Source organism: Gallibacterium genomosp. 3, assembly GCF_001678475.1.
In the GTDB taxonomy this organism is placed as follows: Bacteria; Pseudomonadota; Gammaproteobacteria; order Enterobacterales; family Pasteurellaceae; genus Gallibacterium; species Gallibacterium faecale.
Window position 1 is genome coordinate 1 of sequence record NZ_JTJR01000046.1, and the last position, 25,719, is coordinate 25,719.

Here is a 25,719-nt window from a genome sequence, read left to right on the forward strand (position 1 = left end):
AATCTTATTGGAATGAGGATTAGCAAGTGTGCGAGGGCGTACTTTCTTTTGCTTCGTTTTCTTTGTACGAACAAAGAAAATGAAGTCGCCCTTTAGGGCGAAACCTAAAAGTTAATTAGAGAAAAGTATCTACAATCGAATTAAATAAGCTTCGTTATCAAATTACTATTCTGTAAACCATTTACCGCATATTTTTTATTCGTGTAAAATAGCCGCTTTTTACACAAAGTGAGATTACAAATGATAAATGTGGTGTTAGTTGATGATCACGTGATAGTCCGTTCTGGATTTGCACAATTACTTTCGCTTGAAGAGGATATTCAAGTTGTAGGTGAGTTTGGTTCAGTAAAAGAAACACGTTTAGGATTACCGCGTCTAAAACCTCACATTTGTATTATTGACATCTCTATGCCAGATGAAAGTGGTCTTGAGCTACTTAAAGATATGCCTGCCACAATTCATTGCATTATGCTAAGTGTGAATGATTCTGATGTCATCGTAAAAAAAGCGTTGGAACTAGGGGCGAAAGGTTATCTTAGTAAGCGTTGCAGTCCAGAGGAGTTAATCCAAGCGGTAAGAACGGTTGATGCGGGTGGTGTGTATTTAATGCCAGAATTAACCCTAAAATTAGTGACACCGAAAAAACAAAATACGGTGTTTGAACTTACAAAAAGAGAACGTGAAATTTGTGAATTATTAGTATCGGGATTAGATGCAAAAGAAATTGCCGAAAAATTAAATTTGAGTTTTAAAACGGTGCATGTTCATCGTGCTAATGCAATGAGCAAATTAAATGTTAAAAACAATGTCGAATTGGTGAATTTATTTAATCAACAAACCATATAATCTGATGAAAACACTATTTACGCTTATTTATAGCTGGTTTTTAATTGTCTGTACTTATTTCTGTCTATGGATAATTTCAGATTATTTGTTAGATAACTCGATCATTGCTTTTTTATTTTTTCCGTTTGCCTTACGAATGGGAATTTTAATTCATAGTGCAAGGCGTTATTGGAGTGCAGTTTATTTAGCGGAATATAGTGTTTTATTACTTCTGATTTTTTCTTACCCTGAAAATAATTATTTTTCTATTGTGATATTAAGTTTGCTTAGCTTGCCTATTGTATGGAAATTCCAGCAATATTATGTAGGCTCTGAATTTAGGCGGTTATTACTACAATTAGGATTAATCATTGGGTTGAGTGGGCTGAATGGCTTATTTATTTTCACTGAACCTTTTTATTTTACTTTTTTAATCAGTTTTTCCGCTGGTGTGCTATTAATTCCAGCTTGTTATCTGATTAGTAGTTTTTTATTTGGGACACGCTGGCTACCATTAACCGCAGCACTGGTGAGAAAACCAGTTATCCTAAGAAGTAAGCATATTTTTATTTATATTATTCTGTTTACGTTAAATATTTTAATTCAAACCACATTACCAGAAAGTTTTAATCGTTTTGCCCTGTTTTATTTATCCATTCCAATTATTTTGTTAGCGTTTCAATATGGCTGGCAGGGAGCATTATTAGGTACGTTATTAAATAGTATTGCGTTAATGGGAACGGCACATAGTTTCTCTAATTCAGAAATTACCGATCTATTATTAACCCTTTCAGCACAAACGATCACAGGGATTTTTTTAGGCTTAGGTATTCAACATCAACGTGATCTTAATTACAGTTTGTCACGAGAATTAGCAAAAAATAAATATTTAACACGCCAACTTATTAATGCAGAAGAAGAGATTCGTAAGGATATTTCTCGTGAGTTACATGATGAAATTGGACAAAATATTACCGCAATTCGTACACAAGCGAATATTTTAAAAAGAATTAGTGATTCTGTACCGCAAGAAAGAGTAGCCAATATTATTGAACAACTTTCATTAAATATTTATGACACGATGAAAGGGTTATTGAATCGGATGCGTCCTCGTTTATTAGATGATTTAGATTTACCGCAAGCAATCCAAAATTTATTTACAGAATTAGATTTGACAAGTCATGGCATTACAGTGGAATTTAATTGGCAAAATCAAGAGCAGATTACCCTAGATCACGTTCTTGAAATTACGCTATATCGGTTATGCCAAGAGAGTTTGACTAATATAGTTAAATATTCTCAGGCGACTTATGTATCTATTCAACTAGTAATTAACGAAAACATAACATTGGTTATTCAGGATAATGGTATTGGCTTTGATAAAACGGTGATTGTGGATACAGGATTTGGTATTCGGGGTATGCAAGAACGAGTCAGTATGTTGGGTGGTGAATTTACGCTCGCTTCTGTGATGCAACAACAAAATATTGGTGAGCAAGGAACAACGATAAGGATTACCTTACCAAGAGTGTAATTATGATAACGAAAGAGAATCAACAAGATCAGTTATACCGTTATTGGCGTACTCATTTAATGTTGGCGATGTATGTTGGTTATGCAGGGTTTTATTTTACCCGAAAGAGTTTTAACTATGCGGTGCCTGCTTTGATTACGGATTTAGGAATTGATAAAAGTGATATCGGTTTAATGACTACGCTATTTTATATCACTTACGGTATTTCTAAATTCTTTTCTGGCGTATTTTCTGATCAATCCAATCCGCGTTATTTTATGGCGATTGGGTTAATGCTCACGGGAGTGACCAATATCTTTTTTGGGCTATCCAGTTCATTATTTATGTTTATGACGTTGTGGATATTAAATGCGTGGTTTCAAGGTTGGGGGTGGCCTGCTTGCTCAAAATTATTAACTACCTGGTATTCACGGACTGAACGGGGATTGTGGTGGTCGATTTGGAACACTGCACATAATGTGGGTGGAGCATTAATTCCCTTAATTATTGGCTATTTAACCTTACATTATAGCTGGCGACATGGCTTTATTTTCGCGGGAATCAGTGCGATTGTTATTGGTATTATGTTGATGTTACGCCTGCGCGGTATACCAGAATCAATGGGATTACCTAGCGTTGGACAGTGGCGTAATGATCAATTAGAACTGGCTCAAGAACGAGAAGGGGCTGATCTAAGTTGGCGAGAAATTTTACAGCGATATGTGTTTTTCAATAAATATATCTGGCTGTTAGCGTTAAGTTATACGCTAGTTTATATTGTGCGAACAGCGATCAATGACTGGGGTAATATCTATCTAACTGAGAAATATCACTATGACATTGTTTCTGCGAATAGTATTTTATCACTATTTGAAATCGGGGGCTTTGTTGGTTCACTTGCCGCTGGTTGGGGTTCAGACCGTCTATTTTCTAGCAATCGAGGCCCAATGGCACTACTGTTTGCGATAGGGATTTTCTGTTCAATTTTAGCCCTTTGGGTAATGACACAAGAGAAACGAGTATTGCAAGGGGCAGTCTTTTTTGCGATTGGTTTTTTTGTATTTGGACCGCAAATGCTAATTGGTATGGCAGCTGCGGAGTGTTCACATAAGAAAACAGCGGGAGCAGCGACAGGATTTGTTGGGTTATTTGCTTATTTAGGTGCAGCATTAGCAGGTTATCCACTGGCAATTATTATGCAATATTTCCATTGGAACGGCTTTTTTGTGGTGATCACCTGCTCAGCATCAATGATCGCATTATTGTTATTACCGTTTTTGAGATTACAGAATTAAGAATATTTAGAAAGGGCTTCCCTCTTTTTAATAAGAAAGAGGGAGAGTTATTTAAAGTATGCTTACCGCAATAACAAATAATTTGTCTGTTTTACCTCTTCCATTACCACGTAAGTACGAGTGTCATTTACGCCAGGTAAGCGGAGGAGAGTAGTACCAAGTAATTTACGATAAGCAGCCATATCGGCTACACGTGTTTTCAATAAGTAATCAAAATCACCTGAAACAAGATGACATTCTTGAATTTCATCTAGGTCTTGTACAGCACGATTAAACTCTTCAAATACATCAGGTTTACCGCGTACTAGTGTGATTTCAACAATAACTAAGAGAGGAGAATCTAGTAATTCTGGGTTGAGCAAGGCTCGATAGCCCATAATAATGCCTTGTTTTTCTAGACGTTTTACCCGCTCTAAACAAGGGGTAGGCGATAAGCCGACACGTTTAGATAATTCAATATTAGAAATTTTACCGTTATGTTGAAGTTCATTAAGAATTTTTAGGTCAATTGCATCGAGTGATTTCACCATCTTTTTCTGACGCATTTTCGTGATTCCTTTTCGGATAAATGTAAGGCTTATTATATAAGAATATAAGGCAAAATGACATCAGCCGTACATTATTGTACGGCTGATGGTTTTGTTATGGTAATAATGCTTCTTGATCAGCACCTTCTTTTTCTACTTTCGGTGGCAACATATGCTCACGTTTTAACCCGAAGTTAAGCGCTAATGCAATCGCGATATAGATAGAGGAATAGGTACCAAAACCAATCCCGATTAATAACGCTAATGAGAAACTATGAATTGTTGAGCCGCCAAAAAGTAATAACGCCATCACTACGATTAATGTTGTGATTGAAGTCATTAAGGTTCTTGATAAGGTTTGACTTAACGAAATATTGATAATTTCAACGGTAGATGAACGGCGAATTTTACGGAAGTTTTCCCGTACACGGTCAAATACCACGATACTGTCGTTAAGCGAGTAACCAATTACCGATAAAATTGCGGCAACGAAGGTAAGATCTATCTCTACTTGTAACATGGAGAAGACACCAAGGGTGACGATTACGTCGTGTGCAAGTGCTAGAATTGCTCCAAGCCCTAAACGCCATTCAAAACGAAACCCGACATAAATTAATAACATCGCTAAAGTAATAAGAGTAGAGTAAATAGCGGAACTAGTAAGTTCTTCTCCAACATTTGGCCCTACAAACTCAATACTACGAATGTTTACGTTTTTATCAATGTTATCACTAAGGATAGATTTAATATGTGTACCTAAGTTTGGATCGTTAAATGATGCTGGTACGCGAACCATAACATCACGCACACCGCCAGAAGCTTGTACAACCGCATTGTGTAATCCATTTTCCGCTAATACTTGACGTAATTTTGGTAAATCTGCGGGTTGTGAGAAGGTGGTATCGATAACAGTACCACCAGTAAAATCTAACCCCCAGTTAAATCCTTTGGTGATAATAAAGAATAATGAAATTACAACGACCAAAAGAGAGAATCCATATCCAATTGCACGATAGCGCATAAAATGGATAAGCTTATACGGTAGTTTAATATCATTAATTGCATCTACTTGATTATCTGCATTTGTTGAATTTTTCATGCTAATTAATTCCATCTCTAAATCGATAATTTACTGACTCGTTTACCACCATAGAGGAAGTTCACGATAGCACGAGTACCAGTAATTGCGGTAAACATCGAAATGGCAACACCAAGAGATAATGTGATGGCGAAACCTTTTACTGGGCCTGAGCCTGCCGCATATAAAATAACTGCAGTCAAAATAGTGGTTAAGTTTGCATCGAAGATACTAGAGAATGCACCACTATATCCTTCGTTGATTGCCTGTTGTACTGAACGACCGTTACGCAGTTCTTCTTTAATCCGCTCAAATATCAGTACGTTGGCATCCACCGACATCCCTACCGATAAGACAATACCTGCAATACCTGGCATTGATAAAGTTGCTCCTGGGATTAAAGACATTAAGCCAACTAAGATGACAATATTGGCTAATAAAGCAATATTGGCAATGATACCGAATTTACGATAGTAAATGACCATAAAGAGGACAACGAGCGCTAAGCCCCAGATACTAGCTTGTAAACCTTGCTCAATATTTTGTGCCCCTAAAGATGGTCCGATAGTACGTTCTTCAACAATTTGGATTGGTGCAATTAATGCTCCTGAACGTAATAATACAGAGAGGTTTTGTGCTTCCGCTGGAGAATCAATACCGGTAATACGGAAAGTATTACCAAGACGGGATTGAATTGTTGCAACGTTAATCACTTCTTCATGTTTAGTCAGAATAGCTTTACCGTTAGCATCTTTTTCGCCACTGTCTTTATATTCGCTATAAACAGTTGCCATTGGTTTACCGATAGCGGTTTTTGTCGCTTCGGACATAATATTACCGCCTTCACTATCCAAAGAGATATTTACCTGCGGACGACCATATTCATCATTCCCTGAATTTGCATCAGTAATATGTTCACCACCTAAGATAGTTTTACGATAAACAACAACTGGTCTGCCATTACGATCGTGTTGTAATTCTGAATCAGACGGTACCATCCCATTTTCTGCGGCAGCAATGTTAGCAGTTTGGTTAACCATACGGAATTCTAAGGTTGCTGTTGCCCCTAAGATCTCTTTTGCACGAGCAGTATCTTGAACACCTGGTAATTCAACAACGATACGATCAGCACCTTGTTGTTGAACAACTGGCTCAGCAACACCGAGTTCATTAACCCGTTTACGTAAAATTGTAATGTTTTGTTCTACTGCACTGGTTCTTAAACGAGTAAGTTCTGTTTCTGATAAAGTCGAGGTGACATTTTGACCGTTAGCAACGATATCCCAATTTGGATGTTTACGTTTTAGCACACGTACAACATCATCAGGCGAAATGGTGTCAGCAAGAGTGATGACAGTGGCATAGTTATCCGTAGATTGTAGTGCTTTATAAACAAATTTTTCTTTACGTAATTCGGTGCGGAGGTTGTCTTGTAACTGTTCTTGTTGTTTAGCTAATACAGACTTAAGATCAACTTCCATTAAGAAGCGTACCCCACCGCGTAAATCAAGACCAAGCTTCATTGGGCCAGCACCAATATCGGTAAGCCATGCAGGTGTTGCTGGAGCAAGGTTTAACGCAACAGAGTAATTATTACCTAATTTTTCAAGAATTTTATCTTTTGCGAGGAGTTGTTCGTCAGTGCTATTAAATTTAGCAAGAATGGAGCCATTTTCTAAAATAATGGATTTTGCTGGGAGCTTATTTTGATCAAGAACTTGACGAACGTCGGTTAATGTTTGTTCAGTGGCGAGTTGTCCACGTGTACCAGAAATTTGGACAGCAGGATCTTCACCGTAAATATTTGGAAGGGCATATAAAATGCCGATGGCGATCACAAAGATCACCATCAGATTCTTCCATAAAGGGTAACGATTTAACACAATTAAATGCCTTTATGAAAATGAAAAAATTAAAGTGATTTAATAGAACCTTTTGGTAAAACAGCAACGATAAAGTCTTTTTTGATAGTCACTTCGTTAGTGTCGTTAAGTGCAATTACAACATAATCGCTTTCTGCTGAAACTTTAGTAATTTTTCCTAATAAACCACCGCTTGTTAAGACTTCTTCACCTTTTGCTAGAGAAGCCATTAAATCACGATGTTGTTTGTTACGTTTAGATTGTGGGCGGAAAATCATAAAGTAGAAGATTAAACCGAAAATGACCAATAAGAAGATCATTTGCATTCCACCGCCTTGTGGAGCGGCATCTGCTGCATATGCTGTAGAGATAAGACCCATTTTGTTTTCCTTATAATTAAATAATTAAGTAAAAAATTAACTCACTTTGCGTAAGCGCCGTAAAGCGAACGGTAAAAATAGCATAAAAACACAATCTTGTGAAAATGTTCTTTGTGCTTAATTGCTGAAACTGTAGTTTTTTTCGGCAATTACTTTCCCTGCTATTGATTAACAGGGAAAGATTAATTAATTCACTTGATAATGACCTACGCCTAAATCGTCTTCTTTACGAGTACGCTGAATTACAGCTTGTGGTGATTGTTGGATACGTAGCCCCATTTCATCTTCAGTACGCACCACTTCACCACGTAGAGAATTGGTATAAACATCAGTGATTTTGACATCAACAAATTTACCGATCATCTCTGGTGAACCAACGAAATTAACAATACGGTTATTTTCAGTACGTCCAGTTAATTCCATAATATCTTTTTTCGATGGACCTTCCACCAAAATACGCTGTTCAGTGCCTAACATACGACGGCTGAATTGTGCTGCTTGTTGATTGATACGTTCTTGTAACAGATATAAGCGTTGTTTTTTCTCTTCTTCGCTAACATCATCAGGCATATCTGCCGCTGGTGTGCCTGGGCGAGGAGAGTAGATAAAACTAAAACTCATATCGAAATTGACTTGAGCTATCAAATTCATGGTTTGTTCAAAGTCTTGATCGGTTTCACCAGGGAAACCAACAATAAAATCTGAACTAATTTGAATATTTGGACGTGCTTCACGTAGTTTACGAATAATTGCTTTATATTCTAGTACAGTATGGTTACGCTTCATCATAGTTAAGACACGATCTGAACCGCTTTGCACTGGAAGATGTAAAAAGCTAACTAACTCTGGTGTATCACGATAAACATCAATAATATCATCAGTAAATTCAATTGGATGTGAAGTGGTAAAACGTAAACGATCAATACCATCAATAGCAGCCACTAAACGTAATAATTCTGCAAATGAACAGATCCCTCCATCATGGGTTGCACCACGATAAGCATTAACGTTTTGTCCTAATAAATTGACTTCACGTACACCTTGTTCTGCTAGTTGGGCAATTTCAAATAACACATCATCAACGGGACGGCTGACTTCTTCACCACGTGTATAAGGCACAACGCAGAATGAACAATATTTATTACAACCTTCCATAATGGATACAAATGCAGTTGGTCCTTCTGCACGAGGCTCTGGTAAACGGTCGAATTTTTCAATTTCAGGGAAACTAATATCGACTACGGAGCTTTTACCACCACGAATTTGGTTTACCATTTCAGGTAAGCGATGTAAGGTTTGTGGTCCAAAAATAATATCTACGTAAGGCGCACGTTCACGAATATGTTCACCTTCTTGTGAAGCAACGCAACCACCAACCCCAATAATTAAATCAGGATTTTGTTTTTTAAGATCTTTCCAACGTCCTAATTGATGGAATACTTTTTCTTGTGCTTTTTCCCGAATAGAACAAGTATTTAATAACAGAATATCTGCTTCTTCAGCATTTTCAGTGAGTTCTAAACCATGTGTACTATTTAAAAGGTCTGCCATTTTTGCTGAGTCATACTCATTCATTTGGCAACCCCAAGTTTTAATATGTAATTTTTGCGTCATTGTGGTTATCAAAAGTTAACTAATTGAAATCATAAATAATGCTATTGAATATAGCGGTATCATTGGTCTGTGAGCGTTTTGTCTTTACCTAGATTATTGGTAAAAAATGTCCACAGGCTCTAAAAAATCGGAGGCTATTCTACCGATTTATCTAGATAATCTCTAGCACTTCATTGAGGTATATTCATCATTTTATCTTAGGCAAGATCAGGTTTTGGAGTAGAATAATTAGCGAGTCATTTAATTAGGGTAACAAGATGGATATGCAGAACAAAAATTATGATTTTATTGTGGTTGGTGGCGGTATGGTGGGAGCAGCTTGTGCAGCAGGATTAGCACAATTAGGCTGTAAAATTTTTGTAGTAGAGCGATCGCCATTACCTCATTTTGCCGAAGGACAGGAATATGATTTGCGTATTTCTGCAATTAGTTTAGGTTCTGTGAATTTATTAGAGCAATTAGGCGCTTGGGAGTATATTAAAACGCGCCGAGTTTGTCCTTATCGCCATTTAAGTACATGGGAAATTGACGGCTTTTCGGCAACCTTTTCTGCTACTGAACTTCAATTATCGGAGCTTGGTTATATGGTAGAAAATCAGTTAATTCAAGAAGGATTATGGCAACAATTCCAAAGCTTACCCAATGTGGATTATTGTACCGATACCGAAATTAAAAAAGCTGAACGTACACAACAATGGCAGCTGACCTTAGCAAATGGAGAAACCATTTGTAGTCCACGTGTAATTGCTGCGGATGGAGCAAACTCCCAGTGGCGAGAATTGGCAGGAATAGGGATTACTGGATGGCGTTACCAACAAGATTGTTTATTAATTTTAGTCGATACGGAAGCAGAGCAGCAGGATATTACCTGGCAACAATTTTATCCTACTGGACCTCGTGCTTTATTGCCATTACAAGGAAAGCAAGCGTGTTTAGTCTGGTATGATACGTCAGAAAAGATTGCACAATTACAACAGCTATCTATGCAGCAGTTAACGCAAGCGATTACTGAAGCATTTCCAAAACGTTTAGGAAAGATTGCAGCGATTAAATGTGGTGGTTTTGCCTTAACCCGCCGCCATGCACAACAATATTATAAAAATGGTATGATTTTGGTTGGTGATGCGGCACACAGTATTCACCCATTAGCTGGGCAAGGTGTCAATCTTGGCTTTAAAGATGTGAAATGCTTATTGGAAAATGTACAAGCTGCATTGAAACAAGCGTCTGGATTAAATCAGGATGATTTTTTAAAACGCTATCAACGACAACGTTATTACGACAATTTATTAATGCAATCAACAATGGATGTATTTTATAAGACTTTCCGTTCACCACTGTTGCCAATGAAAATAGCCAGAAATCTCGCTTTATTAACAGCAGAGCGAGCAGGGATGGTGAAACGAAAAGCCTTAAAATATGCGTTAGGATTATAGTTTACCGTTCATACTCTTTTGACTTGTTAGCAGAAAAAATATTGTCTTTGATGACATTTTTCACTTCATTTAATAGCAGTTTATGCACAGTGTGTAGTTTTGGTCGCTCTTTGCTGGTAAATGGCACAGGGCGACAAAGTTCCATTGTTTTGATTCCTAAACGGGCCGTCAATAAACCTACACCAACGCCTTGTGCAGCGCGTGCTGACAATTTTGCAGTTAAATCTTGAGAGAACCATTCCATCCCAACTTCACGTATCAGATCGGTTGCCCCAGCGAATGCAATATTAAATAACACCATCTTAATTAAACGAATACGACTAAAGTAACCTAATTTGACACCATAAAGTTTGGCTAATTTATTGATTAAACGCAGATGTCGCCAAGCAACAAAACACATATCAACTAAAGCTAAAGGACTGATTGCTACAATCACTGCTGACTCAATAGCTTGTTTATTAATTATTTTTTGTGCTTGCAAATCAATCGGTTGTAAAAATTCTTCACTAAATAAGCGTAATAACTCTTGAGCGGTGTAACCTTGATTTGCATAGTGTTGCCAACGTTGATAACGAGGATCTTGGGCTGAAAGCTGCATATATTGCGCTAATTGTTGTGTGAGTTGCTCACCCTCTTTTGCAGAAACTGTGGCTGAGGCGTGAGCTGTTGTATTTTGTATAGCATGATTTTGCTGTTGTAATAACGCTAATTTTTTTAGTTGATGTAAGTGGCGTAATTCATTGATAACAGCACTAAAACTTAAAGTAACAATGCCACTAAATACTAAAGCGAAAGCAAAATCAATCCATTGATGTTGCTGCCAAGCATCAATTAACCATTGAATTGCTTGGGCAATAACGGCAAGTGCAAACAGAAATGTAGTACCGATTAGACCTTTTTGCCACCAAGATAGTGGACGTTGTAAAGCGTAGCGTAACTCATTTTCTGCTTGATTCTGTTCTTGATAAGCCTGCTCATCAATAGCAATTTGGCTAGAATGAAATTCACGTTTTGCTTGTAAATTTTCCTCTGCTGTTGAGGATTGCTCATTGGTATCAAAGATTTTTTTCTCTTGCATTATCTTAATTTGTCTCCTAATAAATATTCTAATACAGCATCAAGGCGTAGGTGTGGCAATGCCTCACCACTAATGGCTTGTTGTGGTTCAAATTGATCAAATTCAAAAGTTGTGTTTTGCCAAAAATCAGCAGTAGGTAAACGTTGTGGCACACTGCCAGGAAATAGGGTTACCAATTTTTGATCACGACTTCTGATACCTTGAATTGCTTTAAACTGTTGTCCTTGTTCTTCAACAATCACTTGTTGAGTTGCTCGGATCGCTGCAAATGCAGTGAAATCAATATCAATATGCGAGAATTGTAAATGCTCGCCTTCAGTTTGAACTAACTGTCTTAATAAACTGATTAAACTCGGAATTTGATCCGTCGTAATATGATCAGCTTTTGTCGCAGCAAAGAGTAATTTATCAATTTTCGGGGCAAATAAACGATTGAAAAAATGACGTTGCCCATAGTGAAAACTTTGGAATAACGCACGTAATGCCATTTGCATATCAATAAATGCTTCACGGCTATGGTTTAGTGCAGTCAAACAGTCCGCTAAAATAATTTGCCGATCAAAACGAGAAAAATGTTGTTGATAAAAACCTTTAACGATTTGGTTACGATAGAAATCGTAGCGTTGTTGTAATACATAAAAATAGCTTTGTTTATTTGCTGATTTCGCTAATTGCTGCCATTGTGTTGGTGTTAAATGAATGAGAGGGAAAAATTGTAATGCGATTGATCCTTCTGCTTCACCTGGCAGAATAAAACGTCCTGGTTGGATAAAATAAAATCCAGCTGCCTTACATTGGTGTAAATATTCGGTATAACTCTTCGCGAGAGTGGCGAGAATATGTTCATCTGCTGGTGCAGTTAAATCCAGTTTCTGTAACTGCTGTAACCAAGTTTGTGCCAGATGTTGGCGTTCACCTTGTTGTAATTGCTGCATAGCTAATGACCACTGTTGAAAGTTTTGTGATAACAGTGGTAAATCCAGTAACCATTCGCCCGGATAATCAAAAATATCTAAATACAGTACACCTTGTGATTTTAGGTGACGTAATAAGCTTTGAGTATGTTGATAATGAATTTCTAAGCGAGTTTCACTTAACCCTCGTGTTGATTGAGGCCAATGTGGTGGCGATTGTTCTAAAGCGAGTAAGTTTTCTTCATATTCAAAGCGAGGTAATGTCCAATTTTTTTGAGTAAGACGTTTTACGCCTAAAATTTGCTGATTACGGGCAGCACTAAGTAAGGGAAGTTGTGGTTTATCTGTTGTGTTTAAGGATAAAAGTTGATTAATGAATCCTGTAATAAAGGTTGTTTTACCACTTTGACTTAACCCAGTAACAGCTAAACGTAATGTTTGATCAAATCCTCGTTCAATCAAATGATCAAATTCATTCTGTAATGTTTTGAGCATAATTTTTGCCTAAAGATAGAAATATTTTTTGTTGTAATGATGTTATATAAGATGATGAAAAGCTGTACAAATATGGGTTTTAGTTTAACAAGATCAAGTTAAATTGAAATATTATTACTTTTAATAGAGCTAGCTAAATATGAGATGTTTTATTTTTTCGGTATTCGCTAGCTGTTACCCCAAAATATTTTTTAAAAGCCTTACCAAAGTTGGTTTCTGATTGAAAACCGCAGTTTAGAGCAATAGTCAAAATATTTTCTTGACTAGAACGTAATAGCTTTGCTGCTTTTTGTAGTCGAATATGATTAACAAAAGCATATGGGCTAAAGCCAATTTGTTGATTAAATAAGCGAATAAGCTGAGCCCTAGAGATATTTGCGATCTCAGTGAGCTGAGTAATATGCCAATTTTGTTCAGGGTATTGGATGATTTTATTCATTACTTTATATAAACGTTTATCACGTAAACCATTGAGCATACCAGAAAGAGTTGCTTTTTCTTGTTCTAAATAAGTTCTAATTAATAATATAAGCAATACTCCAGATAATGAGTTTACAATAGTTGTTGCACCATATTGAGGTGTTTTAGCTTCTTGCTGAAGAATAGAAAGAATTGGCTGTAGGATTGAATTGTTTAAATTTAGAATGATGATATCAGGAAGATTATTGAATAAATCAGAACGTCTGTCATAACTAAATTTTGCGCAAAATAAGGTGAGATCAGGAGAATGATTAAAGCCACTTTTTTTTAAAATAAACGCACCATTATTTGATGAAGTTATCGTAGATTGATTATTGTTACAATCAGCCTGATTACTCAAAATATGCTTAATAGTTCGAGGGAAAAAAATAATATCACCTTTATTTATAATTCGTGCTTTTTCATTGTTATCAAATTTTAAATAACTACTTCCATGAGTCACAATATGAACAATTCCTTGAGCTTGTTCGGCTTGATGTTCTACATACCACTCTTGCTGAAAATGGCATTGTACATTGATACTACCTGATAATTGTGCAAATGATAAAAGTGTGTCGAGAATATCCATTATTTTATCTATTTTTTGAGACTTTTTATTGATTTATATAAATAAAAAATTGCAAATATACTATATCTTATTTATAGGAGTAAATACAATGAGAAAGTTAGTTAAATACGCCACATTGGCTATGTTGATAAATGTTGCTTTTGCAGCTCAAGCTGATATGAAACCCGTAACAGATGTTTTGCCTTCACATATTCATTATGTAGAGAGCAAATACTCATTTGATAATACTATTGAACGTTTAGTAAATAATTTTAAACAGCGAGGAATGACAATTTTTGCTATTATTGATCACCAAAAAGCAGCAAAAGAAACACAGCTTGAGATGCAGCCTGCTACGGTAATTGTCTTTGGTACACCAAAAGCTGGCACACCACTGATGTTAAAAGATCCTGATTTTGCATTACAGTTACCATTGAAAGTGTTGGTGACAGAGGTTAATGGAAAAGTGAGAGTCGTGTTCAATGATACTAAAGCACTTATTTCAGGCAGTAAAATCTCTTTTGAGCAAGTAGAAAATAGTCTGGCTAAAGTAGAAGGGTTAATTCAAAAAGTGGTTACAGAATAATTTTCCGCTAATATACTGGTGTGGAGTTGTATAACCACACCAGCTTTATTTACTTTAATATTTAAGCAAGGTTATTTCTTTTTGCTAAAATACGATTAGCACATTCAGCAGCTGCGGTTAAGCCGCCTGCCATCATAATAATATCTTTTACGATTAAGCGCCCTGCTGCAGAAAGATACGGGAAGCCATAGTTGGGTGTTGGTAAATCACCGCCTAAATTTGGTACCCAAGTTTCTGGTGTCGTAATTAGGAATGAAAGAGTAACAATTGACATACCAAAGGTTAATAATCCTCCAATCATACCAAATGTTGGACTCCAAATACCTGATAGAGTTAATAAACCAATTGTAACAATCATTGCTCCAATAATTAAAGAAGCAGTATAAGTACCGTTTGCTTTATGCCATTCAATATTTTTGGCAACCATTTTGCCTTCTGGATTTTTATAAAGTGTATATTCTTTAACCAGATCTCCTTTATCATTTTGCACAAGATTAGAGCCATTTTTGTATAAGAAACTCATAAAAGGACTATTCGCAACAAAATGAGCAATACCGTCAGCTTCATATTGACATACTTTTAAACCGCCAATCCATACCATTACGATACAGATAGCGATACGAACAAAGTTAATAAATTGACGTTGCATAGGGGCAATAATTTTTGCAGCAAATTCGATTAAAGATTGCATGTTAAACCTCATTAATTGACTAAGTTAGTTGTTAAGAACTATTCTTAACAATCTTTTACATTCTAGAAAGATTGCTCATAATGAAGTAGATAAATTGTCGCATTTTTTTAGCATTTTTACTCACTATATACTTAATTTGAGTTATATCAAGTGTCAGATTGTATTGAGCTATTTGAAGATAAATTGATACTTTATGATGAGAAATTGTTTTTTTGTTTAATTGAAGTCGGTATTTAATATGATTAGCAGTAGAAATAGATTTATAAAATAAAAATACGTTTTAACGTAAACCTTAAAACGTATTTTATATAATTCAAGTAATAAATAATTAACGAGTTTCAGATAAAGCCACTTCCGCATCTGGCTCATGCGTAATACGATTACGTAAATCACGACGGACTAATTCAATTGTCCAGAACCAGAAAATATGACCAACAAATTCAGAAACGTGTTCATAGAAAGGCCATTCTGCTACTGGTGGTGTTAAACCAAGAAGAGGGAAAGTAATATAGTGAACACAGATATCACAAATAATCCCTGCTAATACCCCTTGCCATAATTTCACTTTAGGGAAGCGTTCTGCAACAACACAATATGTAATAGCAAAAACTAATGAGAAAATAATGTGGGTTACGCCAATCCAGTTAAATGCTTGATCTGCAAAGGTAAATGCAGGTGCAGTAGGATCAATACCCAAATAATCTCTTAAGAAAACATGTGGTGGATTTAAGAAAGCACGTGAACATACTTCTAATGCTTGAGAAGGATCTTTACATGCTGCCGTAAAGAGATCTAGTGGGCTACGAGGAGGGAAAGGATGTTCAGCTCCCCATTTTACAAATGCAGAAAGAAGACCTGCGAAAATACCAACAAAAGCAGCAACACCATAACGGCGACGGCTTGGATCAGTTTGTTCAAATAAATTCATACAAATTTCCTAAAATTATTCATAATAAAAAAGTTAATGCTATTTATGATCATTTTGAAAAATGATAAGTGCGACATATGTTATGCCAATATTTATTTTACTCAATAAAAAAATACTTCTAATGAGTTAAATGGTTAAAGTTTGTTCTTATTTGTTACTGTCTAAATCGGTTTATCTAATAATTTAATTACAATTATTTTTCATTTAATTGTATTGTTTAACATTTAATCGAAAAGCTAACTTGCGGTTAAATAGAGGATTGATTAAGATCGTCATTTTGATGAATTTATCGATTAATGGTCTGTATTTCCTTTTACAAAGGATTTCTCTCTCGTTAATATGCTGTTTTCGTAACATATCAATCGAATATAGTGCATTGCACTGGTTTTATTATGGCTTTACCAAAATATATTGTGATGTGGCTTGGTTTATTGGGAGCAAGTTCAGTGATTGCTGCGCCAAGTGTTCCAAAACAAGTGTTAGATAATGGGTTAGTTTATTGCACTCATTCTTTACCCGTTTCTCTCAATCCGCAAACAGCGGATATTGGAAGTAATACCAATATTGTCGCAGATCAGATCTATAATAAACTATTTGAATTGAGCGGTAATGATAACCATGTAGTGCCATCATTAGCGACTTCTTATTATGTTTCAACCGATGGACGTACCATTACGATCAATTTGCGTCGTGGGGTAAAGTTTCATACCACAGAGTGGTTTACCCCAACACGTGATTTTAATGCAGAAGATGTGGTGTTTTCACTTAGCCGGATTATTGGTAAAAATGATGGAATTTTTCCAGTTGAAGAAGGCATTGTTAGTAGTAGCAATAAAACTTCCCAATATGATTTATTCAATGAAAAAGCAAAAAATAAGCACTTCCCTTATTTTGAGAGCATCCGTTTAAGAAATAAAATTGAGTCAGTAACTGCGGTCAATCCTTATCAAGTACAAATTCATTTAGTTTCGCCTGATTCCTCTGTGTTATCCCATTTATCTGGGCCTAATGCGGTGATTTTATCTTATGAATATGCCTTGCAATTAAATGCAGATGATAACTTAGCACAGCTGGATACCTTGCCAGTAGGCACAGGGCCTTATCAGTTAAAAAGTTATTTTAGAGATCGTAATGTACGATTAGTACGTAATGATGATTATTGGGGAGACTTAGCTAAAATTAAAAATGTGGTAATTGATGTTTCCACTACAAAAACTGGCAGACTAGCACGATTTTTAAATGGCGAATGTGACATTATGGCTTTCCCTGATGCCAGCCAATTAAAATTATTGAATGATCGGTTGCCAAGTGTTCGTATTAGTGTATCAGATAGTATGAATTTGGCCTTTTTGGCATTAAATATGAAACGTCAAGTGATACAAAATGTTGATACAAGACGAGCAATTGCTTTTGCGATTAATCGCCAACGTATTATTAAACATATCTATTATGGTACGGCAAAAGTTGCCCAAACAATTATTCCGCAAATTTCTTGGGCATCACGTTTTAATGCGACTGCATTTGATTATGACTATGATCCTGATAAAGCACGAGTACTATTAGCGAATAAACATCTTGAATTATCGTTCTGGGTAATTGATGAAGAACAAGTTTATGACCCAAATCCAATCAAAATGGCGGAAATGATTAAGTATGATTTGGCGAAAGTTGGGATTAAGGTCAATATCAAGGTAGTTTCATATAATTTCTTGAAAAAGAGTGTTGAAGAGGGCAGAGATAATTACGATATGATTCTAACTGGCTGGGTAACGAATAATCTTGATCCAGATAGTTTCTTACGTCCAATTTTAAGCTGCCCATCACAAAGTACGATTTCCAATTTGAGTAGTTGGTGTCACCCGCCATTAGATGCACTATTAGTGAAAGCATTACAAACAGATGTACAGCTATTAAGATCATTAGATTACGATATGGCACAACAATTAATTGTACGTCAAGTACCGATTATTCCGATTGCTACTGTGAATAATGTATTAGTGGCCAATAATCGTGTAAATGGAATTAATATGACACCGTTTGGCAATATCCATTTTCGTGCATTATCGTTAAATGAGGTGCAAAAATGATTGTTGCAGTAATCCGACGTTTATTTTTAATTTTTATTTCTTTAATTCTATTAACGATGATCTCTTATTGGATCATGTTAAAAGATCCATTAAATCAAGTGTTATTTGGTAGCTCATTAATTGAAGGCTATTTTAGTTATATTAAACAGTTACTGACAGGGGATTTTGGTATTACTTACGTCGGTGGTGAGTTATTACGCGATCAGATTCTTGCTGTATTACCCTCTACGTTAGAACTCTGTGTTGCTGCACTGATTTTAGCTTTACTATTCGGGATTCCTTTAGGTTTTCTCGGTGCGCTTAATCATGGTACAGTTGGCACGGTTATTCGAGGTGTTTCTTCGGTTGGTCTATCTATTCCCGTATATTGGATTGGCCCTATTTTGCTTTATTTAGCTGCTATCTATAATTGGGAAATTTCTTCAGTAGGACAATATAATGCCTTGTATGAAATCAAACCGATTACAGGCTTTGCGATTATTGATATCTGGTTTGTGGAAGAACCGTATCGAATTAAAATTGTGCAAAGTGTATTGCAACATTTGGCATTGCCAACATTAGTATTAATGATTACGCCGGTAATGGAAATTATTCGTTTAACTCAGTATCGAGCAGAACAAGTGGTGTCTGCAAACTACACAAAAAGTGTATTAATTCGTGGCTGGTCAAAAATGAAAGTATTGCGTGTCTATTTATTGCGTAATACGTTAGGGCCAATCCTACCACAGATTATCCGTACCTTTACCTTAACTTTAGCATCTTGTATGTTAATTGAAAATATTTTTAACTGGTCAGGCATTGGACAATGGTTAATCGCTGCCTTATCAGAACAGGATTATAATGCGGTAGCGATAGGGGTAATAGTCATTGGCGTAATTGTACTATTCATCAATTTATTAGCAGATTTAAGTGAATTTCTGTTAGATCCTTATAAGAAAAAGGCTTGGTATGATTGAACAACGTGCAGAAGATTTTCGTATTACCAATACTATTTTTGCAATTTGGTCTATTTTTAGACAGAATAAAATTGCGTTGTTCAGTTTATTCTGTTTTTCTGCATTAATTACTATTGCCGTATTGGTGCCTTATTTATCACCCTATTCTCCTGAACAACAATTTATTGGTAAAGAATTAATGCCGCCATTTTGGGATAAATCAGGTGATCTGATTTTTGTATTAGGAACAGATGATATTGGGCGTGATCTGTTTAGTCGAATTTTATGGGGTGTACATTATACCTTTGGTTCAGCGTTAATTATTGTCCTTGCTATTTTGTTGGTAGGCGGCGTATTAGGTCTATTGGTAGGTATTAATCAAGGCGTAAAATCACGAACCTTGAAATATTTGGGAAATATCTTTCTCTCTATTCCGATTTTATTAGTGGCAATTATTATTGCCGCATTAATGGAAAGTGGGCTACAAAATGCAATGTTAGCGATTTTTTTAGCCTTATTGCCTCATTTTATTCACCAAATTGATAATGCAGTACAACAAGAGTTACAAAAAGATTATGTAGTATTGCTTCGCTTAGAGGGAATTTCAAAATATTTGCTATTAAAAGAAACCATTGTGCCTAATATTTTTCCTGTCTTTGTTAGAGAGATTTCACGTATTTTTATTTTGGCAATTATGGATGTCAGTGCATTAAGTTTTATTTCATTAGGAGCAGCATCAACTGTACCAGAATGGGGAGCAATGATTCGTGATGCGTTAGACTTATTATATATTGCACCGTGGGCAGTCGTGTTACCTGGTACAGCAATTATGTTCTCAATTCTGGTTATTATTGTCCTCAGTAATAGCTTGTTACGTGCTTTTCATAAATATCATTCATAAGTAGGAGATCTTAATCTTATGGCATTACTAGATATTCGTAATTTATGTATTGATATTAAGACTGCAAACGGCAAGGTTCGTATTGTTGATAATGTGAATCTTACCTTAAATGAAGAAGATATGTATGGCTTGGTAGGTGAGTCTGGTTCGGGAAAAAGTTTAATTGCAAAGGTTATCTGTAATGCAGTGAAAGAAGATTGGATAATCAGTGCAGATCGTTTTCGGTTTAATGATGTGGAGTTATTGAAATTATCTACATCAAAGCGGCGAAAATTAGTTGGCAGACAAATCTCAATGATTTACCAAGATCCATTAACCTATCTCGATCCAAGTAAAACGATTGGTGCACAATTAAAACAAAGTATTCCAAGTTGGACATTCAAAGGAAAATGGTGGGGTTGGTTTGGTTGGAAAAAACGCCGAGTCATTGAATTATTACACCGAGTAGGGATTCGTGATCACCGTGATATTATGCGCAGTTATCCTGATGAAATTACTGAAGGTGAAGGGCAAAAAGTGATGATTGCGATGGCGATTGCTAACCAACCGCGGTTATTAATTGCTGATGAAGCAATTAATACATTAGGAACCAATACACAAACGCAAATTTATCGTTTATTACTAGGGATGAACCAAAATCACGGCACAACGATTTTATTTTTGAGTAGTGATTTGGTATCAGTAAGTGAATGGTGTAACACGCTAAATATCTTATATTGTGGGCAATCAGTAGAATCAGGCCCAAAAGAGATGATTATGGAGTCGCCATTTCATCCTTATACCAAAGCATTGATGAATTCTAACCCTGATTACAATGTGCCATTAGGACCAAAAACACAATTAAACGCTTTACCGGGAATGGTGCCGTTATTGACGAACTTGCCGATTGGATGTCGTTTAGGACCTCGCTGCCCATTCTCACAACGTAAATGCGTGATTAAACCACCAACTCGCCGCGTGAAACAACACGAATATGCGTGTTATTATCCGCTTAATATGCGAGTACATTCCGTAGCCGCTGAAAAAATTGAACCAATTACGATTCAAGCAAATCAACTAGATAAAGATGAGTAATGACGATGAGTGAAGTTGTTTTACGTGTTGAAAACCTAACCAAAACCTTTCCTGCCAGTGGTAGTGCGTTATTTAATCGAGCTTTTGATGCAGTCAAGGATATCTCTTTTCAGATCGAACAGCGTAAAACCCTAGCGATTATGGGAGAGAATAGTTCTGGAAAATCCACTTTAGCTAAAATGATTGTTGGAATTACAGAACCAACAGCAGGCGATATTTTTTTCAGAGATCGGTTATTAAAATTTGGTGATTATTCATTTCGTTCTAAACACATTCGGATGCTATTTCAAGATCCAAATGCGACCTTTAATACACATTTAAATGTCGGGCAGACATTAGATTTACCTTTACGTTTAGCGACCCCTTTATCCGAAGAAGAACGTAATCAAAAAATCTTTCAAACTCTGCGTTTAGTTGGCTTAGCACCTATTCATGCCAATATCCGTTTTAGTGATTTAACGATAAGTCAAAAACAACGGATTGCGTTAGCACGTACGCTGATATTGGAACCAGAAGTTATTATTGTTGATGATGCGTTAAACTCCTTAGATTCGTTAGTTAGGGCACAATTAATTAATTTGTTGCTGAATTTACAAGAACGACTCGGTATTGCGTATATTTATATTGGGCAAAATTTAGGAATAATTAAGCACATTGCTGATCAATTATTGGTGCTGCACGAAGGGCAAATTATTGAATATGGCGATACATTAGATGTGATTGCAGATCCACAAGCAGAGCAGACCAAGAGACTACTACAACAATAAAAAAAGAAATGTGCGCCATATTGGCGCACGTATTTTTCAATGAAAACAACTATTTTTGCTCACTATTCTTTTCAATTGCTTCTACAGGATTGCTAGTTAAATTAATATCTAATTGATTAAAAGGAATATCAATACCAGCTTTATCAAATTTTAGTTTAATCTTTTCCATAATCGCAAAATGAACGCCCCAGTAATCGGTGGTATTTACCCAAGGACGCACAAATAACTGCACACTGCTTGCGGCTAATGCCCCTACTACAATTAATGGTTCAGGGGTTTTCAAGATACGAGGTTCTTCCGCTAAGCAACGTGCAATAATTTCTTTGGCTTTAGCAATATCCGCTTCATAAGAGATATCAAAAATAAAATCAATACGGCGTGTTTGATTCATTGAATAGTTAGTAATCTTTTGCGTAAAGATCTGATTATTTGGCACTAAAACTGTTTTATTATCGCCAGTACGTAATTCCAACATTAATAGACCGATTTGGGTAACTGTTCCAGAACTGCTAGCGACTTCAATAAAATCACCTTTTCGGAAAGGTTTAAAAATTAGAATCATCACACCAGCAGCAAAGTTTTGCAGTGAGTTTTGTAGAGATAAACCAATCGCTAAACCAGCAGCACCAATTAATGCTACGAGAGAAGTTGTATTAATACCAAGTTGTGAAAGAGCAGCGATCACAACAATAAGTAATAATGCAAAGTAGGAAATAGAACGAACAAACTCACTGAGCATTTCATCTTTAACAGTGCGATTAATCATTGCTGCTAACAACTTACTGATAAATCTTGCTAGACGTTTCCCAATTAGAAAAATAATGATCGCAAGCAAAATTTTTAGAGAATAAGGCACAACCCAATCATTAAAAAAGTTTAAAAGTTGTTGTTGACTAAAGAGGGAATGCCAATCCACATTTTGTAAATCGAGAGAATTAGTTAGGTTACTTTCAACAGCTTTTGTATTTTCCGCCATAATTACTCCTGTTAATAAAAATGAAAGCCAATTATTATAATTATGTAAACAGAAAGATCAAATTGGGAAGGGGACGGTTAATAGGGTAATGATAAAGATAGGGGGATATGGCGTTAATCTGTAGAAGAGCAAGTCTGATCTTCTACAGCTAATTTAGTGGATCACTACAGAGAGCCTATGTTTTAAACCCATCACAATTTCAACATTAATAATCTGTCATCAATAGGGGATGATTGAAATCCATAATTTAAATAAAATTGTCTTACATTATCGTTAAGAGCGTGTACCAATAAAGCTTTTACTCCGACTTGTTCTGCGACAATTTTTGCTCGCAATACTGCATCTTTAAGTAAAGCTGCACCTAATTTTTGCCCTTGATATTTCACGTCTATAGCGAGTCTTCCTAGTACAATAACGGGAATTGGTTCTGGCATATTGCGCCTTAATGCACTGGATACCAACTGATGTGTTACTGATCCTGCGGCTAAAGCATAAAAACCAACAACAACATTTTCTTTGCAAATCACAAATGTTCTACTTGCGTGACTTTGTTGATTTTTCAATGCGTTATGCTTAAGCCATAAATTTAACACTTCTTCACCACAATCAAACAAGTTCACATGATGATGAGACTGTAATAATTCAGGAGCGGAATACATTTGTTTATTCCCACGGCGATTTAATATTCATTAATTTTTCTAGACCGGAATTTGTTGAATTAGATTGTTCCAATGCCTCAATGAAGTGATTAAATTTTTCATCATTCAATTGGAATACTGTTCTATCTAAAATCACATTTTGTGCATAAATACAAGCGGCATCTAGCATAAAATCAGAACGGGTTTTACCCAGCAAAGAAGCAGCATAATCAATTAAATCACGCTGACTAGGTTGGGCTCGTAAGTTAATCGCTGCAGTACGCATAATGATCTCCATTATTTACTAATACACAATCAATATACAAATTATATTGTGTATCGATTGTGTATGCAACGCGATTGTAATAGATTTAATTAATTTAAAAAAAGAACTCCTGGAAAGAGGAGATTAGTAATGATTATGCTGGTTTTGGAATATTCGTAGTTTTATAAAAGATGGCAATTCAGGATTTTTTGGATAATCAATTTCCTATTCACTTTTTCCTCATCTATGTAATTTAATTATGTTCCCTTTTTGCTTTTAATATTAAGCAATCCAAAGCCTTAACAATCGAAAGAACATATCAAACATATGACACTTTCATCTTGATGCTCGTAATACGTTCAACATCTTCTGGTGTTAATACTTTTTTCTGAGCAAGTTTTTCTAGAATAGTAATCTCTTTTTCAGAAAGGAAGTTATTCTCAACCGCCCGTTTACCAATTTCCGCTGCATTAATCGCTCCTGCGGTACTGTCGCTAATCAAGCCACCGGCTAAACCACTGGCAAGTTGGCTTAAGGTGGATACCGTTTGTTTTTATGTTTCTGTTAGTTAGTTTAAGTTTTTTCTAGTTTATCTTTATTTCTGATAACAAGCTGCAAAAAATGATACATCTTTGTTATGATATAAAGACACTAATTTTTTTCCACCCAAATCAATTACTTGCTCCTCATTTAACTCATACGCACCACCAATAGCATAACGATCATCATCATCAGGCTTGATATAACTAATCGCTTCCTCATCAGGTAACGTTATTTCATACGAGTCTATTAACTCCTCGGTTATATTGTCATAAACTTCTATATATCTAGTAACTTCTATCATGGTTCTATTCTCCTTGTTGGATCTGCATTTTTAAGTTGTTCTCCTGTTTTAAAATCAAATTCTCCTAAATGCTTGCCTCGCTTATTATATTTTTCCATTGTTCCATGTCGAGAATCCCATTCATAGATATTCCCCTCTTTATCTTTCCAACGTTCACGAAGTCTTCCTCCTCCTTGAACAGGTGTTTTATATTTTATTTTGGCTAAGTCTTTGAACCCCGTTATTTCTTCCTGTTTAGGAGCTGGAATATACTTCCAATCTTTATTTTGTATATTTGGATTTTTAACTTTTTTAGCAAAACTAGCAATCTTAGGTGATATTTTTATTCCTTGAGTTTGTTGAGAGGCAATAAAACTCTCTACCAAACCAACTATCGCTTTTTCAGTAATCGTTCTGTTTTCTTCAATAAAATTAAATTCTTTACTGTTTTCATCAATAATAAACTCAAGAAATTTATTTTGAGCTTCATAAGATAAATTGCTTAGTTTGGAATTAAAATATCCTACCAATTCAAAGGCTTTTTGATTTGCTTATTCTAATGCTTTTTCTGTGCCGTAACGGCAGATTGCAGAATCAGTACAGTTTTCTGTTAATTCTTTATATTGCTTATCACTTAGTGCTTTAGCTTTTATAAAAATTTCTTCTATAGGTTGCTTATCTTTCCCCGCTGCTTCCAACTCTCTAAATAAATCAGAAACTTGTCCACTAAGTAATCCATTATTCTCAACCGCCCGTTTACCAATTTCCGCTGCATTAATCGCCCCTGCGGTACTGTCGCTAATTAACCCGCCGGCTAAACCACTAGCGAGTTGGCTTAAGGTGGATACTGTTTGTTTTTGAGCTTCGGTGAGTTGGTCTGGTGATTTTTGGTAAAGCTGTTTGCTAATTACTTTGGCAGCTAATTCACCGCCAACTGCACCAGCTGCTCCTGCGGCAGCGTTGTTCCATTTTTTATTACTAATATAGTGAAATGTATTTTATTG

At 35.8% G+C, this 25,719-nt stretch carries 26 protein-coding genes and 1 pseudogene; 10 read left to right on the plus strand and 17 right to left on the minus strand.

Annotation, left to right across the window (positions count from 1 at the left end; translation table 11 throughout):
• Positions 1-240: 240 nt before the first annotated feature.
• From QV06_RS10235 to QV06_RS10245, 3 genes are read left to right on the plus strand one after another with little or no spacing between them, the layout of a single operon-like run.
• Positions 241-846 carry a response regulator gene (locus QV06_RS10235; protein ID WP_065238049.1) on the plus strand — a complete coding sequence of 202 codons (606 nt, stop codon included), beginning with the start codon at positions 241-243 and terminating at the stop codon, positions 844-846.
• A 4-nt stretch (positions 847-850) separates the two neighbouring features.
• A complete protein-coding gene (gene uhpB / locus QV06_RS10240; protein WP_065238050.1) occupies positions 851-2,359 on the plus strand; it encodes a signal transduction histidine-protein kinase/phosphatase UhpB in 1,509 nt (502 codons plus the stop codon).
• Between the two features lie 2 nt (positions 2,360-2,361).
• Entirely contained in the window at positions 2,362-3,633 is a 1,272-nt protein-coding gene (locus QV06_RS10245) for an MFS transporter (RefSeq protein WP_065238051.1), read from the plus strand.
• A gap of 62 nt (positions 3,634-3,695) precedes the next feature.
• Here the strand turns inward: QV06_RS10245 and lrp are convergent, their stop codons facing one another.
• The 5 genes from lrp to miaB all read right to left on the minus strand — a co-directional run bounded on the left by lrp (position 3,696) and on the right by miaB (position 9,094).
• Positions 3,696-4,178 (minus strand): leucine-responsive transcriptional regulator Lrp, encoded by a 483-nt coding sequence (gene lrp / locus QV06_RS10250; RefSeq protein WP_065234998.1) that lies wholly within the window; start codon positions 4,176-4,178, stop codon positions 3,696-3,698.
• A gap of 97 nt (positions 4,179-4,275) precedes the next feature.
• Positions 4,276-5,259 (minus strand): protein translocase subunit SecF, encoded by a 984-nt coding sequence (secF, locus tag QV06_RS10255; RefSeq protein WP_156542055.1) that lies wholly within the window; start codon positions 5,257-5,259, stop codon positions 4,276-4,278.
• Between the two features lie 17 nt (positions 5,260-5,276).
• Complete coding sequence (gene secD, locus QV06_RS10260; RefSeq protein WP_065238053.1) at positions 5,277-7,121, minus strand: protein translocase subunit SecD; 1,845 nt, start codon at positions 7,119-7,121, stop codon at positions 5,277-5,279.
• A 29-nt stretch (positions 7,122-7,150) separates the two neighbouring features.
• The gene (gene yajC, locus QV06_RS10265; protein WP_065235001.1) at positions 7,151-7,480 is read right to left on the minus strand and encodes a preprotein translocase subunit YajC; all 330 of its coding nucleotides are present in this window, start codon (positions 7,478-7,480) and stop codon (positions 7,151-7,153) included.
• 186 nt (positions 7,481-7,666) lie between these two features.
• Positions 7,667-9,094: a tRNA (N6-isopentenyl adenosine(37)-C2)-methylthiotransferase MiaB gene (gene miaB / locus QV06_RS10270; RefSeq protein WP_065238054.1), complete on the minus strand. Its 1,428-nt coding sequence runs from the start codon at positions 9,092-9,094 to the stop codon at positions 7,667-7,669.
• Positions 9,095-9,351: 257 nt separating this feature from the next.
• On the opposite strand from miaB, the gene QV06_RS10275 reads away from it, so the two are divergent.
• Positions 9,352-10,530, plus strand: coding sequence for an FAD-dependent monooxygenase (locus QV06_RS10275; RefSeq protein WP_065238055.1), 1,179 nt, complete (start codon positions 9,352-9,354; stop codon positions 10,528-10,530).
• 1 nt (position 10,531) lies between these two features.
• On the opposite strand, the gene QV06_RS10280 is transcribed toward QV06_RS10275, so the two are convergent.
• The 3 genes from QV06_RS10280 to QV06_RS10290 form a co-directional block, all read right to left on the minus strand.
• Positions 10,532-11,608 carry a YcjF family protein gene (locus QV06_RS10280; protein ID WP_065238056.1) on the minus strand — a complete coding sequence of 359 codons (1,077 nt, stop codon included), beginning with the start codon at positions 11,606-11,608 and terminating at the stop codon, positions 10,532-10,534.
• Positions 11,608-13,017 carry a YcjX family protein gene (locus tag QV06_RS10285; RefSeq protein WP_065238057.1) on the minus strand — a complete coding sequence of 470 codons (1,410 nt, stop codon included), beginning with the start codon at positions 13,015-13,017 and terminating at the stop codon, positions 11,608-11,610. Before QV06_RS10285 ends, QV06_RS10280 begins: the two co-directional genes overlap by 1 nt.
• 133 nt (positions 13,018-13,150) lie before the next feature.
• Positions 13,151-14,065 (minus strand): AraC family transcriptional regulator, encoded by a 915-nt coding sequence (locus QV06_RS10290; RefSeq protein WP_065238058.1) that lies wholly within the window; start codon positions 14,063-14,065, stop codon positions 13,151-13,153.
• A gap of 88 nt (positions 14,066-14,153) precedes the next feature.
• Between QV06_RS10290 and QV06_RS10295 the strand changes: the two genes are divergently transcribed.
• Positions 14,154-14,630, plus strand: coding sequence for a DUF302 domain-containing protein (locus QV06_RS10295; protein ID WP_065238059.1), 477 nt, complete (start codon positions 14,154-14,156; stop codon positions 14,628-14,630).
• A gap of 61 nt (positions 14,631-14,691) precedes the next feature.
• Here QV06_RS10295 and QV06_RS10300 read toward each other — a convergent pair whose 3' ends face one another.
• The gene (locus QV06_RS10300; RefSeq protein ID WP_065238060.1) at positions 14,692-15,321 is read right to left on the minus strand and encodes a DUF417 family protein; all 630 of its coding nucleotides are present in this window, start codon (positions 15,319-15,321) and stop codon (positions 14,692-14,694) included.
• A gap of 328 nt (positions 15,322-15,649) precedes the next feature.
• Entirely contained in the window at positions 15,650-16,249 is a 600-nt protein-coding gene (locus QV06_RS10305; protein ID WP_065238061.1) for a YagU family protein, read from the minus strand.
• 392 nt (positions 16,250-16,641) lie between these two features.
• Here QV06_RS10305 and QV06_RS10310 point away from each other — a divergent pair, with 392 nt between their 5' ends.
• The 5 genes from QV06_RS10310 to QV06_RS10330 are packed head-to-tail and all read left to right on the plus strand — an operon-like array spanning position 16,642 to position 22,013.
• Complete coding sequence (locus QV06_RS10310) at positions 16,642-18,336, plus strand: ABC transporter substrate-binding protein (protein WP_065238062.1); 1,695 nt, start codon at positions 16,642-16,644, stop codon at positions 18,334-18,336.
• On the plus strand, positions 18,333-19,292 hold the full coding sequence (locus QV06_RS10315; RefSeq protein ID WP_065238063.1) for an ABC transporter permease: 960 nt from the start codon (positions 18,333-18,335) through the stop codon (positions 19,290-19,292). Before QV06_RS10310 ends, QV06_RS10315 begins: the two co-directional genes overlap by 4 nt.
• Complete coding sequence (locus QV06_RS10320) at positions 19,285-20,172, plus strand: ABC transporter permease subunit (RefSeq protein ID WP_065238064.1); 888 nt, start codon at positions 19,285-19,287, stop codon at positions 20,170-20,172. Before QV06_RS10315 ends, QV06_RS10320 begins: the two co-directional genes overlap by 8 nt.
• Positions 20,173-20,190: 18 nt before the next feature.
• The gene (locus QV06_RS10325; RefSeq protein ID WP_065238065.1) at positions 20,191-21,246 is read left to right on the plus strand and encodes a peptide ABC transporter ATP-binding protein; all 1,056 of its coding nucleotides are present in this window, start codon (positions 20,191-20,193) and stop codon (positions 21,244-21,246) included.
• Between the two features lie 5 nt (positions 21,247-21,251).
• Positions 21,252-22,013, plus strand: coding sequence for an ATP-binding cassette domain-containing protein (locus tag QV06_RS10330; RefSeq protein WP_065234934.1), 762 nt, complete (start codon positions 21,252-21,254; stop codon positions 22,011-22,013).
• A 49-nt stretch (positions 22,014-22,062) separates the two neighbouring features.
• On the opposite strand, the gene QV06_RS10335 is transcribed toward QV06_RS10330, so the two are convergent.
• The 7 genes and pseudogenes from QV06_RS10335 to QV06_RS11595 all read right to left on the minus strand — a co-directional run bounded on the left by QV06_RS10335 (position 22,063) and on the right by QV06_RS11595 (position 25,698).
• Entirely contained in the window at positions 22,063-22,989 is a 927-nt protein-coding gene (locus QV06_RS10335; RefSeq protein ID WP_065238066.1) for a mechanosensitive ion channel family protein, read from the minus strand.
• Between the two features lie 191 nt (positions 22,990-23,180).
• A complete protein-coding gene (locus QV06_RS10340) occupies positions 23,181-23,648 on the minus strand; it encodes a GNAT family N-acetyltransferase (RefSeq protein ID WP_065238067.1) in 468 nt (155 codons plus the stop codon).
• A gap of 4 nt (positions 23,649-23,652) precedes the next feature.
• Positions 23,653-23,913: a DUF1778 domain-containing protein gene (locus tag QV06_RS10345; RefSeq protein ID WP_082985091.1), complete on the minus strand. Its 261-nt coding sequence runs from the start codon at positions 23,911-23,913 to the stop codon at positions 23,653-23,655.
• A 403-nt stretch (positions 23,914-24,316) separates the two neighbouring features.
• Positions 24,317-24,445, minus strand: a pseudogene (locus tag QV06_RS12220) (VENN motif pre-toxin domain-containing protein); the annotation flags it as partial.
• A 42-nt stretch (positions 24,446-24,487) separates the two neighbouring features.
• On the minus strand, positions 24,488-24,736 hold the full coding sequence (locus tag QV06_RS10355) for a DUF7683 domain-containing protein (protein WP_065238070.1): 249 nt from the start codon (positions 24,734-24,736) through the stop codon (positions 24,488-24,490).
• Positions 24,733-25,245, minus strand: a complete 513-nt coding sequence (locus tag QV06_RS10360; RefSeq protein WP_065238071.1) for a colicin E3/pyocin S6 family cytotoxin — start codon at positions 25,243-25,245, stop codon at positions 24,733-24,735. The genes QV06_RS10355 and QV06_RS10360 overlap by 4 nt, the downstream gene beginning before the upstream one ends.
• Before the next feature lie 21 nt (positions 25,246-25,266).
• Positions 25,267-25,698 (minus strand): VENN motif pre-toxin domain-containing protein, encoded by a 432-nt coding sequence (locus QV06_RS11595; protein ID WP_348536876.1) that lies wholly within the window; start codon positions 25,696-25,698, stop codon positions 25,267-25,269.
• Positions 25,699-25,719 lie beyond the last annotated feature (21 nt).